Here is an 11,899-nt window from a genome sequence, read left to right as displayed (position 1 = left end):
CCGACGGCCTTTTCCGGACACACGACACGAACCATGCGGCTAGATCTCTTCCGGTCATTGTGGGGATATCGCGGCGAGTTGCGCGCCGCATGCGAGGCGGTCCGCGCGGCCGGGCTCGCCGGCATCGAGACGCGGCTGCCGCTCGACCCGGACGGCCGCGCCGCGCTCGCCGCGCAACTGGCCGACCACGGACTCGACTACATCGCGGCCTGCTTCACGTCCGGCATCGTGCTGCCCGACCAGCGCGCGACGCCGGCCCGGCATCTCGACGACCTCGACCGCCTGCTCGCGGCGGCGGCGGACCTGTCGCCGCGCTTCGTGAACGTGCTCGCCGGCAACGACCGCTGGCCGCTCGCCGCACAGGTCGAGTTCTTCGGCCGGGCGCTCGAACTGGCCACGAAACATGGCCAGATGTGCAGCTTCGAGACGCATCGCGCGCGCTCGCTGTATAGCCCGTGGGTCACGCTGGACCTGATCCGCCAGGTGCCGGACCTGCGCTTCACGAGCGACATCAGCCATTGGGTCGTCGTCTGCGAGCGGCTGCTCGACGACGCGGCCGATGACCTCGCGCCGTTCGTGTCGCGCGTGCATCACATCCAGGCGCGCGTCGGTTACGACCAGGGGCCGCAGGTGCCGCATCCGGCCGCGCCCGAGTACGCGGCGGCGCTCGCGTTCCACGAGGCGCACTGGGCCGCCGTGTGGCGCTCGCAGGCAGAGCGCGGCTACCCCGTCACGACGATGACGCCGGAGTTCGGCCCGGATGGTTATCTGCATCATCTGCCGTTCACCGACGCGCCCATCGCCGACCTCGCGCAATTGAACGCATGGATGGTCGACGCGCAGCGCGCGCACTTCGCGCGCCGCTTCGGCGCGTGATCGTTTCATTCCCCTGCAACGACGCAAAAAACCAGGAGCGACCCACGATGTCAACCAGGCAGGACACGGATTTCACGTCGATTCCGGTGATCGACATCGCCGGCCTCTTCAGCACCGACCTCGCAAACCGCGCGGCGGTCGCCGCGAAACTCGGCGACGCCGCGCGCCGCGTCGGCTTCCTGTACATCTCCGGCCACGGCATTTCGCAGGCGACGATCGACGGCCTGCGCCACGCGGCGAAGGATTATTTCGCGCAGCCGCTCGACCGCAAGATGCAGCACTACATCGGCGCGTCCGAGTCGCACAAGGGTTTCGTGCCGGAAGGCGAAGAGGTGTATTCGAAGGGCAAGCCGGACCACAAGGAAGCGTTCGACGTCGGCTACGAAGTGGCCGCCGACGATCCGCTCGTGCTCGCCGGCACGCCGCTGCTCGGGCCGAACCGCTGGCCGCAGCTGGCGGGTTTCCAGCCTGCGGTGAAACGTTATTACGACGAGGTGTTCGCGCTCGGCCGGCGGCTCTTCAGCGGCTTCGCGCTGGCGCTCGGGCTGCCCGAATATCATTTCGACCCGCTCGTCACGCGGCCGCCGTCGAAGCTTCGGCTGATCCACTATCCGTTCGACGGCGCGGCGCAGGACGCGCCGGGCATCGGCGCGCATACCGACTACGAGTGCTTCACGATCCTGCTCGCGGATGCGCCCGGACTCGAAGCGATGAACGGCCGCGGCGAATGGATCGACACGCCGCCGATCCCGGGCACGTTCGTCGTGAACATCGGCGACATGCTCGAAGTGATGACGGCCGGCGCGTTCGTCGCGACCGCGCACCGCGTGCGCGCGGTGCGCGAGGAGCGGTATTCGTTCCCGCTGTTCTACGCGTGCGACTACCACACGCTGATCAAGCCACTGCCCGCGTTCGCGAACGGCAACGCGGAGTACGACGAGATTTCGATCGGCGAGCATATGTGGTCGCAGGCCTTGCAGACGTACCAGTATCTGCAACGCCGCGTCGAGGCCGGCGACGCGGCGCTGCCGCGCAACGCGCGCCGGCCCGCGAGCTTCGGCCATCTGAAGAAGGCGTCGCAGCCGGGCTGAAACCGGAACGCGCGCGCCGCGCCCTGCGCCCCCATAATCCCTACCCTGCAACGACACTGGAGCCCTCGCATGTCCATCACGTTCACCCGTCCTGCACGCGAACGCGGCCAGATCCGCGCCACCGGCCGACTCGCCCCGCTGCATCGGACCGCGCGCGCCGGCGCGCTCATCGCCGGCCTGCTGTTCGGCGGCCACGCGTTCGCGCAGACCGCGACGCCGGCCGGCATGCTCGCGCCGGGCCAGTTCAAGGTCGGCATGGAAATCACCTATCCGCCGTTCGAGTCGTACGACGGCGACCAGGTGGTCGGCTCCGATCCGGAGTTCGCGCGCGCGCTCGGCAAGCAGCTGGGCGCGTCGACCAGCTTCGTCGACACGCGGCTGTCCGGGCTGATTCTCGGCCTGAACGCGCGCCACTACGATGCGGTGATTTCCGGCGTGTACGTGACGCCCGAGCGCACCGCGCAGGCCCAGGCGATTCCGTATGCGCAGACCGGCGCGGCGATCATGGTGCCGGCCGCCGGCAAGCTGCGCCCGACGAAACCCGAGGACCTGTGCGGACTGCACGTCGGCCTCGAACAGGGCACGACGTGGGTGAACCAGTTGCAGACGCTGTCGAAGACGTATTGCGAGCCGAACGGCAAGGGCGAGATCACCGTCAGCGAATACCCGTCCGCCCCCGAGGTGATGCAGGCGCTGCTGTCGAACAACGTGCAGGCGCAGATGGAGATCGCGGGCGCGGCGCAGGCGCTGTCCGCGAAGTCGTCCGGCCGCGTGATCGTTTCATCCCGCGACCTGATCTATCCGCAGACGCTCGGCATCTACGTGCGCAAGGACAACAAGGCGCTGTACGACGCGCTGACGAAGGCGTTCGACCAGTTGAAGAAGAACGGCGAATACGGCGCGATGCTGAAGAAGTACAACCTCGCGCCGGTCGCGTCGTCGTGACCTGCACGCCGCATCCGGTTCAACGACGCAGCGGGAGCCTGCCATGACCTTCGACTTCGGCTACTTCCTGTCGCTGTTCGCGCTGCCCGCGTTCTGGCGGGCCTGCGCGACCGTGGTCGAACTGAGCGCGCTGTCGTGGGCGCTCGGGCTCGTGCTCGGCTTCCTGCTCGCGACCGCGAAGCTGTCGCGCTCGCGCTGGCTGTCGATGCCCGCGTCGGTGTACGTGTGGTTCTTCCGCAGCGTGCCGCTGCTCGTGCTGATCGTGTTCGTGTACAACCTGCCGCAGATGTTTCCGGCGGCAGGCGCGGCGCTGTCGCATCCGTTCTTTTCCGGGCTGGTTGCGCTGGTGCTGACCGAAACCGCGTACATGGCGGAGATCCATCGCGGCGGACTGCTGTCGGTGTCGAAGGGGCAGCACGAAGCGGGCGCGGCGCTCGGCATCCGCGCGTTCGGGCAGCAGCGGCTGGTCGTGATTCCGCAGGCGTTCCGCGTCGCGCTGCCCGCGCTGATCAACGAGTTCGTCACCTGCGTGAAGCTGACGTCGCTGGTGTCGGTGATCTCGCTGACCGAACTGCTGCTCGTCGGCCAGCGGCTGTATGCGCAGAATTTCCTCGTGATGGAAACGTTATCGGCGATCGCGATCTACTACGTGCTGATCGTCACCGTGTTCGGCTGGGTGCTGCAATACGTGGAGCGCCGGCTCGACCTGACGCGGCGGCGTCCGCAGACGCTCGACGAAACGGCGCTCGCGGCCGCGCGCGCAAGCCTCGCGCCGCCGCCCCGCGCGGCGAGTGCCGCGTCGCCGCGCGGCCGCGGCGCGCCGGACGCGCTGCTGCTGAAGGACCTGCATAAGAGCTACGGCCACCACGAAGTGCTGAAGGGCATCGGCCTGACGGTCCGCGCCGGCGAGGTCGTGTCGATCATCGGGCCGTCCGGCTCCGGCAAGACGTCGCTGATCCGCACGATCAACGGCCTCGAAACGATCGACCGCGGCGAGATCGTGCTGTTCGGCGAGGCGTTCATCCGCGCGGGCGAGCGGCCGGGCGGCGCGCGGATGCGTGACGGCATCAGCCACATCGGCATGGTGTTCCAGAGCTTCAACCTGTTCCCGCACCGCACGATCGTCGACAACGTGGCGCTCGCGCCGCGCTATCACGGCCACGGCTCGCGCGACGACACCGCCGCCCGCGCGCTGACGCTGCTCGACAAGGTCGGCCTGCTCGCGCACGCGTACAAGTATCCGCATCAGTTGTCGGGCGGCCAGCAGCAGCGCGTCGCGATCGCGCGCGCGCTCGCGATGGAACCCGCGATCATGCTGTTCGACGAACCGACGTCCGCGCTCGACCCCGAACTGGTCGGCGACGTGCTGAACGTGATCGGCTCGCTCGCGAAGGAAGGGATGACGATGGTGATCGTCACGCACGAGATGGACTTCGCGCTGTCGATCTCCGATCGCGTGGTGTTCATGGAGCACGGCGTGATCCAGTTCGACGGCTCGCCGGATGCGGTGCGGCGCGACCCGCGCGCGGAACGCGTGCGCCGCTTCGCGGGCCTCGCGGAGCCCGACGGCAGCACGCCGCCGCCGATCCCCGCGCCCGCAGCGGTCAATCATGCATGAACGCGTCCGTGTCGGCGCTCGCGACATGGCGCTTCAGCGCGTCGCGAAACTTCTGCACCAGCGGCTCCTTCGCGCGGCCGCGCCGCAGCACCACCGAGAACGGCGCCTGATAGCCGAACGACGCGGGCAGCAGCGCGCGCAGCCGCCCCGCATCGACCCATGTCTTCGCGAAGTGCTCGGGCAGGAAGCCGATGTACGCGCCGGACAGGATCAGGATCAGTTGCCCCTCCATGCTGTCCACGGCCGCCTCGCTGCGCTTGAAGCCGTGCCGCGCCAGTTCCGTCTGGCTCCAGTACGAGCGGCTCACCATCCGCTGCTGGCCGATCGCCTCGGGCGCGATCCGCGTGTCGCCGAACAGCGGATGCGCGTCGCTGCAATAGAGCCAGTGCTGCTCGCGGTACAGCGGCTGGTACACGAGCCCGTTCATCCGCAACTGGAACGCGCCGATCGCGACGTCAAGCCGGTTGCCGAGCACGCTCAGCTGAAGGTCGTACGGGCTCTGCACGTTCAGGTGCAACTGCACCGCCGGATGTTCGCGCGCGAACTCGCCGACGATCGCGGGCAGCGGCAGCATCGGGTCGCTGATCGTCGCGTCGAGCACGCCGACCTTCAGGCTGCCGCGCAGGTCGCCGCGCATCCCGGCCGCGTAGCGTTCGAAGCCGTCGAGTTCCGCGAGCACGCGCAGCGCCTCCTGGTGGAACTCCTCGCCCTTCGGCGTCAGCGCGAAGCCGCCGCGCCCGCGATGGCACAACACGACGCCGACCAGCGCTTCGAGCTGGCTCATGTACGTGCTGATCGCGGACGTGGACAGGTTCAGTTCCTGTTGCGCGGGCGCGAACCCCTGGTGGCGGACCACGCACGCAAAGATCCGCAGCAGGCGGGCTTCAGGCAGGACGTTGGCCAAGCGATGTTTCCTCCGTTGTCGAAACGTTTCAGCGCGGCGCAGCACCCGGGCACAGCACCCAGGCGAAATCCCGGCGCGGCCGCGGCCGGCCGGCGCCGCGCGGTCGTGCGCGCCGTTTCACTTCAGAAATAACTGAACTAAATATTTCTTTCCAGCGATTTGTCGAAACGCGCGCGGGACGCAGTATCGGCAACGTGCGCCGCGCGGCGCGCAGCCAGGCCAACAGGAAACGACAACGTGATCGAAAAGCAGCTTTACCAGCCGCTCGGCGGCAACGAGATGCCCCGCTTCGGCGGCATCGCGACGATGATGCGGCTGCCGCATCTCGCGTCGCCGGCCGGGCTCGACGCCGCGTTCGTCGGCGTGCCGCTCGACATCGGCACGTCGCTGCGCGCGGGCACCCGCTTCGGCCCGCGCGAGATCCGCGCGCAGTCGGTGATGATCCGCCCGTACAACATGGCGACCGGCGCCGCGCCGTTCGATTCGCTGTCGGTCGCGGACATCGGCGACGTCCCGATCAACACCTTCAACCTGCTCGACGCGGTGCGGATCATCGAGGAGTCGTACGACCGCATCCTCGCACACGGCGTCATGCCGCTGACGCTCGGCGGCGACCATACGATCACGCTGCCGATCCTGCGCGCGATCCGCCGCCGCCACGGCAAGGTCGGGCTGGTGCACGTCGACGCGCACGCGGACGTGAACGACCACATGTTCGGCGAGAAGATCGCGCACGGCACGACGTTCCGCCGCGCGGTCGAGGAAGGGCTGCTCGACTGCGAGCGCGTCGTGCAGATCGGGCTGCGCGCGCAGGGTTATACAGCCGACGATTTCGACTGGAGCCGCAGGCAGGGTTTTCGCGTCGTGCAGGCCGAGGAATGCTGGCACCGGTCGCTCGAACCGCTGATGGCCGAGGTGCGCGACAAGGTCGGCGGCGGCCCCGTGTATTTGAGCTTCGACATCGACGGCATCGATCCCGCGTGGGCGCCCGGCACCGGCACGCCGGAAATCGGCGGGTTGACGACGATTCAGGCGCTTGAGATTATCCGCGGATGCCACGGGCTCGATCTCGTCGGCGGCGATCTGGTCGAGGTGTCGCCGCCGTACGACACGACCGGCAACACGTCGCTGCTCGGCGCGAACCTGCTGTACGAGATGCTGTGCGTGCTGCCGGGCGTCACGCGCCGTTAACCCCTTTTTGCGCCGGAACCGGCGCTGTCCCGCGCCGAGGAACACGCTGCCCATGAACGCTCCCACGCCGCCGCTCGACGTGTCCGACGCCGAACGCACGACCCGGATCGAACTCGCCGCGCTCTATCGCGTCGTCGCGCATTTCCGGATGACGGACATGATCGACACGCACATCAGCGCGCGGCTGCCGGGCAAGCCCGGCGAGCCGCCGGCGTTCCTCATCAACCGCTATGGCGTGCTGTTCGACGAGATGCGCGCGTCGGACCTCGTGAAGATCGACTATCGCGGCAACGTGATCGACGAGCGCGCGCGCGAGCACCCGGAGCACTGCCGCGTGAACGCGGCCGGCTTCACGATCCATTCGGCGGTCCACATGGCGCGCGAGGACGTCGCGTTCGTCGTGCATACGCACACGGCGGCGGGCATCGGCGTGTCCGCGCAGCGGCGCGGGCTGCTGCCGATCAGCCAGCACGCGCTGAAGTTCTACGGCAAGCTCGCGTATCACGACTACGAAGGCATCGCGCTCGACCTCGGCGAACGCGAGCGGCTCGTCGCGGACCTTGGCCCGCATAACGCGATGATCCTGCGCAACCACGGTTTGCTCGCGTGCGGCAAGTCGGTGGCCGACGCATTCCACGAAATCTACTTCCTCGAACGCGCGTGCCAGGCGCAGATCAACGCGCTCGCGGGCGGCGTCGAACTGAACATCCCGCCACCCGAAGTCTGCGCGCGCACCGCCGCGCAGTTCGCGGCCGACGACGAGGACGGCATCATCGACCTCGCCTGGCAGGCCGCGCTGCGGCTGATCGAAACCGGCCCCGACGCCCGGCCGGTCCGCACCGACTATCGCTCGTAACGACGATCGGAAACCCGCTGCCCGATACTTTCCGACTGGAAACCCGCCGAAACTTCCGATGACCCAGCTCGTTCTCGTCAGCCGCGGCTACGACCTGTCCGCGCTCGCGCCGCGTATCACGCAAGCCGCCCCCGAATTGAGCGTGCATGCGTTCGGCACGCCGGAAGCGGCGGACGCCGAAGTGGCCGTCTGCTGGAACCCGCCGCCCGGCGCGCTGCGCACGCTGCCGAACCTGCGGCTCGTGCACGCGGTCGCGGCCGGCGTCGACAACATCCTGTGCGATCCCGGCTTTCCGCCAGTGCCGTTGTGCCGGATCGTCGATCCGGCGCAGGCGCGCGGGATGAGCGAATTCGTGCTGTGGAGCGTGCTGCACTTCCATCGCGGTTTCGACCGCGTGCTCGCGAACCAGCGCGACGCGCGCTGGGACCCGCCCGACCAGCGGCCCGCGCATGCGTGCACGGTCGGCGTGATGGGGCTTGGCGAAATCGGGTTGCAGGTCGCGCGCGACCTCGCGCACATGGGCTTCCGGGTGCTCGGCTGGACCCGCGAGCCGAAGCGCGAAGCGGGCATCGAGAGTTTCGCGGGCCGCGACGCGCTGCCCGCGTTCCTCGCGCAGACCGACGTGCTGGTGTGTCTGCTGCCGCTGACGGCCGAGACGCGCGGGCTGATCGACGCGCAGCTGCTGCGGCAGTTGCGGCCCGGCGCGAAGCTCGTGCACGTCGGGCGCGGCGAGCATCTGGTGAGCGCCGACCTGCTGGCCGCGTTACGCGAAGGGCGACTCGGCGGCGCGGTGGTCGACGTGTTCGAAGCGGAACCGCTGCCCGCCGACGATCCGCTGTGGCGCGCGCCGAATCTCGTCGTCACGCCGCATATGGCGTCGAGCGCGGGATTCGACGTCGTCGCGCAACAGATCGCGGAGAACGTGCGGCGGATGCAGCGCGGCGAGCCGCTGATGAATCAGGTCGATGTCGGGCGGGGGTTTTGAGCGTAGTCCCGTCCCCTACCTCGCCCACCTCAACACCAGCGGATCGAGCCGCCGCGCGATCCGCAGCAGGCTCGCACGCGTCTCCGGATGCATCGGCGCGAACGGCTCGCGCACCGCGTCGGACGCGATGATCCCGCCTTCCTTCATCAGCGCCTTCGCGGTTGCCAGGCCGCCCTGCCGGTTCTCGCAGTTGATCAGCGGCAGCCATTCCTGATAGTGCCGCGTCGCGGTCTCGACGTCGCCCGCGAACCACGCATCGACGATCCGGCGAATGCCGTCCGGATAACCGCCGCCGGTCATCGAGCCGGTCGCGCCCGCTTCGAGGTCCGCGTGCAGCGTGATCGCCTCCTCGCCGTCCCACGGCCCCTCGATCGCGTCGCCGCCGAGCGCGATCAGCTCGCGCAGCTTCGCGGCCGCCTGCGGCACCTCGATCTTGAAGTACGACACGCGCTCGACCTCGTTCGCGAGCCGCGCGAGAAACGCGGCCGACAGCGTCGTGCCGCTGACCGGCGCGTCCTGGATCATCACGGGAATTGTTATCGCATCGGAAACCCGCTGGAAAAACGTGCGAATCCCCGCCTCGCCAATACGGATCGTCGCGCCGTGATACGGCGGCATCACCATCACCATCGCGGCGCCCGCCTCCTGCGCCGCGCGGCTGCGCGCCGCGCACACCTGCGAACTGAAGTGCGTGGTCGTCACGATCACCGGCACGCGGCCGTCCACGTGTTCGAGAATCGCGCGCGTGAGCCGTTCGCGCTCGTCGTCGGACAGCGCGAACTGCTCGGAGAAGTTCGCGAGGATGCACAGCCCGTTCGAGCCCGCGTCGATCATGAAATCGACGCAGCGCAACTGGCCTGCGAGGTCAAGCGCGCCGGTTGCGTCGAAGATCGTCGGCACGACCGGGAATACGCCGCGATAACGCGCGGCTGCTTTCGGTTGAGTCATTCGGGATGATTTGAACAGGATCGGAAAATTCGGCGATTCAGGCCAAAGCCTCGGTCTCCGCGCGCGCGAACGTCTTCGGCAACCCGGCGCGCGCGATCGCGCCGGTGAACGGCTCGCCCGGCAGCCAGCCCGCGATCGTCTCGCGGATCGCGAGCAGCGCGCCGATGTCGATGCCGGTGTCGAGCCCTTCGGATTCGAGCAGGAACACCGTGTCCTCGGTATTGATGTTGCCGGTCGCATTCGGTGCGAACGGACAGCCGCCGAGGCCGCCGAGCGACGCGTCGAAGCTGCGCACGCCCGCGTCGAGCGCGGCGATCACGTTCGCGAGGCCGAGTCCGCGCGTGTCGTGGAAGTGGCATGCAACCGGCACGTCGCCGGTCAGCGCGAGCACCCGGCGCATCAGCGCGCGCACCTGGCCGGGGTTTGCGTAACCGACGGTGTCCGCAATCGTGATCTCGTCCGCGCCGGCCTTCAGCAGCGTTTCGACGAGGCCGAGCACGAAACGCTCATCCACGCGGCCCTGGATCGTGCAGCCGAACGCGGTCGCGACACCCGCGCCGAGCACGGTGCTCCGCACGCCCGCATCGCCGCTTTCGTCGCGCGCGGCGACGATCCGCGCGAAGTCCTCCGCCGATTCCACCGTCGTGCGCCGCACGTTCTTCAGGTTGTGCTCGTTGCTAGCGGACAGCACGTAGTGGATCTTGCGCAGCCCGACGTCGAACGCGCGCTGCGCGCCTTTCAGGTTCGGCACCAGCGCGGCTGCATGCAGCCCGTCGATCTTCAGCGCGCCGGTCGCGACTTCGACCGCGTCCGCGAACTGCGGAACGATCTTCGGCGGCACGAACGACGTCACCTCGATCTGCGTGCAGCCCGCATCGACCATCCGCGCGCACCATTCGAGCTTCTGCTCCGTGGACAGGATCGTCCGCACCATCTGCAACCCGTCGCGCAACCCCACTTCGCGGACCTGCGCCGTTTCCTTCGTCATCGTCGTATTCCTCTCGTCGCGCGAAGCCGGCCGTGCATCGCGCGGCCCGCTTCGCGTCTTTCCGTCAAATGTTCAAAGCAGGTTCACAGCGTCGCGTTCGCGGCTGCCGCGTCGTCCGCGCGGTCGCCGAGTCCGTTCGCTTCCGGCAACGAACCCGGCGCGCCGGACGTGCGCGGCGCGAATACGATCGCCGCGATGGCGCCGAGCACCATCAGGAGCGAGACCGCGCCGAGGCCGCCCGCCATGCTGTTCGTCAGCGTCTTGATCGAGCCGATGATCATCGGGCTCACGAAGCCGCCGAGCAGCCCGACGCAGTTCACGATCGCGACGCCGCCCGCGGCGCCGCGGCCGCGGATGTAGTCGGTCGTGATCGCCCAGATCAGCGGATTCGGCGCGAGAATCCCGGCCGTCGCGATCGACAGCGCGACGAGCGACAGCACCAGATTGCCGCCGATCAGCCCCGCCGCGAGCAGGCCGCCCGCGCCGACCAGCATCGCGACCGCGCAGTGCCAGCGCCGCTCCATCGTGCGATCGGAACTGCGGTTCAGCGCGATCAGCGCGACCCAGCTGACGAAATACGGAATCGCCGAATAACCGCCGATCGCGAGCGGGCTCTGCACGCCGGAACTCTTGATGAGCGTCGGCAGCCAGAAGCCGATCGCGAACACGCCGGCGATCTGCGTGAACCACACGAAACCCATCACGTAGACATGCGGATCGAGCAGCGCGCGGCCGAACGTATGCTCCGCATGCGTGGCGCTGACGCCGGAACTGCGTTGCAGATCGCGGACCACCTGCGCCTTCTCGCTGTCGCTCAGCCACTTCGCCTGCTGCGGGCCGTCGTCCAGGTAGAAGAACGCGATCACGCCGAGCACGCTCGCCGGCAGCCCCTGCGCGATGAACATCCACTGCCAGCCGTGCAGCCCGTGCAGGCCGTCGAAGTGCGTCATCAGCCAGCCGGACATCGGGCCGCCGAACAGGCCCGCGATGCCGGTCGCGCACGTGAAGATCGCGATCACCTTCGCGCGCCGCTCGACCGGATACCAGCGCGTCAGGTAGAAGATCACGCCCGGATACAGCCCGGCTTCCGCGAGGCCGAGCAGGAAGCGCACCGCGTACAGATGCGACGGCAGCGTGACGAACGCCGTCGACGCCGCGACGATGCCCCACAGGATCATGATCCGCGAGAACGTCTTTTTCACGCCGATGCGCGCGAGCAGCAAATTGCTCGGCACTTCCATCAGCACGTAGCCGAGAAAGAAGATGCCCGCGCCGACGCTGTACGTGAGGTCGCTGAAGCCGACGTCCTGCTTCATGTCGAGTTGCGCGATGCCGATGTTGATGCGGTCCAGGAACGCGAACACGTAGCACAGGAACAGGAACGGGATCAGCCGTCGCGTGATCTTCGTGTACGTGCCTTCGGCTGCTGGATCGCCGACGTTGCCGACTGCTGGGTTCATGCGTGTCTCCTCCGGTTCTTGCCGGTTTGTGTTGCCG

At 68.5% G+C, this 11,899-nt stretch carries 11 protein-coding genes; 7 read left to right on the top strand and 4 right to left on the bottom strand.

What is annotated here, in order from left to right; genetic code table 11:
- The first annotated feature begins 33 nt into the window (after positions 1–33).
- The 4 genes from BLV92_RS26075 (at position 34) to BLV92_RS26060 (ending at position 4,530) form a co-directional block, all read left to right on the top strand.
- Positions 34–876: a sugar phosphate isomerase/epimerase family protein gene (locus BLV92_RS26075; protein WP_090550733.1), complete on the top strand. Its 843-nt coding sequence runs from the start codon at positions 34–36 to the stop codon at positions 874–876.
- 47 nt (positions 877–923) lie between these two features.
- Positions 924–1,967, top strand: a complete 1,044-nt coding sequence (locus BLV92_RS26070) for an isopenicillin N synthase family dioxygenase (RefSeq protein ID WP_090550729.1) — start codon at positions 924–926, stop codon at positions 1,965–1,967.
- Between the two features lie 69 nt (positions 1,968–2,036).
- On the top strand, positions 2,037–2,912 hold the full coding sequence (locus tag BLV92_RS26065; protein WP_177197944.1) for a transporter substrate-binding domain-containing protein: 876 nt from the start codon (positions 2,037–2,039) through the stop codon (positions 2,910–2,912).
- A 43-nt stretch (positions 2,913–2,955) separates the two neighbouring features.
- On the top strand, positions 2,956–4,530 hold the full coding sequence (locus BLV92_RS26060; protein WP_090550727.1) for an amino acid ABC transporter permease/ATP-binding protein: 1,575 nt from the start codon (positions 2,956–2,958) through the stop codon (positions 4,528–4,530).
- On the opposite strand, the gene BLV92_RS26055 is transcribed toward BLV92_RS26060, so the two are convergent.
- Complete coding sequence (locus tag BLV92_RS26055) at positions 4,517–5,434, bottom strand: LysR family transcriptional regulator (RefSeq protein ID WP_090550724.1); 918 nt, start codon at positions 5,432–5,434, stop codon at positions 4,517–4,519. The genes BLV92_RS26060 and BLV92_RS26055 overlap by 14 nt on opposite strands.
- Positions 5,435–5,713: 279 nt before the next feature.
- Between BLV92_RS26055 and speB the strand changes: the two genes are divergently transcribed.
- The 3 genes from speB to BLV92_RS26040 are packed head-to-tail and all read left to right on the top strand — an operon-like array spanning position 5,714 to position 8,466.
- Positions 5,714–6,625 (top strand): agmatinase, encoded by a 912-nt coding sequence (speB, locus tag BLV92_RS26050; RefSeq protein ID WP_208862142.1) that lies wholly within the window; start codon positions 5,714–5,716, stop codon positions 6,623–6,625.
- Positions 6,626–6,677: 52 nt separating this feature from the next.
- On the top strand, positions 6,678–7,481 hold the full coding sequence (locus BLV92_RS26045; protein ID WP_090550721.1) for a class II aldolase/adducin family protein: 804 nt from the start codon (positions 6,678–6,680) through the stop codon (positions 7,479–7,481).
- Positions 7,482–7,539: 58 nt separating this feature from the next.
- Positions 7,540–8,466: a 2-hydroxyacid dehydrogenase gene (locus BLV92_RS26040; protein WP_090550719.1), complete on the top strand. Its 927-nt coding sequence runs from the start codon at positions 7,540–7,542 to the stop codon at positions 8,464–8,466.
- A gap of 15 nt (positions 8,467–8,481) precedes the next feature.
- Here BLV92_RS26040 and BLV92_RS26035 read toward each other — a convergent pair whose 3' ends face one another.
- The 3 genes from BLV92_RS26035 to BLV92_RS26025 all read right to left on the bottom strand — a co-directional run bounded on the left by BLV92_RS26035 (position 8,482) and on the right by BLV92_RS26025 (position 11,862).
- Entirely contained in the window at positions 8,482–9,414 is a 933-nt protein-coding gene (locus BLV92_RS26035) for a dihydrodipicolinate synthase family protein (protein ID WP_090550716.1), read from the bottom strand.
- Between the two features lie 37 nt (positions 9,415–9,451).
- Positions 9,452–10,402 carry a hydroxymethylglutaryl-CoA lyase gene (locus BLV92_RS26030; RefSeq protein ID WP_090550714.1) on the bottom strand — a complete coding sequence of 317 codons (951 nt, stop codon included), beginning with the start codon at positions 10,400–10,402 and terminating at the stop codon, positions 9,452–9,454.
- An 83-nt stretch (positions 10,403–10,485) separates the two neighbouring features.
- Positions 10,486–11,862 (bottom strand): MFS transporter, encoded by a 1,377-nt coding sequence (locus BLV92_RS26025; protein ID WP_090550712.1) that lies wholly within the window; start codon positions 11,860–11,862, stop codon positions 10,486–10,488.
- Positions 11,863–11,899: the final 37 nt, after the last annotated feature.

Source organism: Paraburkholderia caballeronis, assembly GCF_900104845.1.
GTDB lineage: Bacteria > Pseudomonadota > Gammaproteobacteria > Burkholderiales > Burkholderiaceae > Paraburkholderia > Paraburkholderia caballeronis.
Note: the sequence above shows the minus strand (reverse complement) of the source record. Positions and strands in the feature narration are given on the sequence as shown.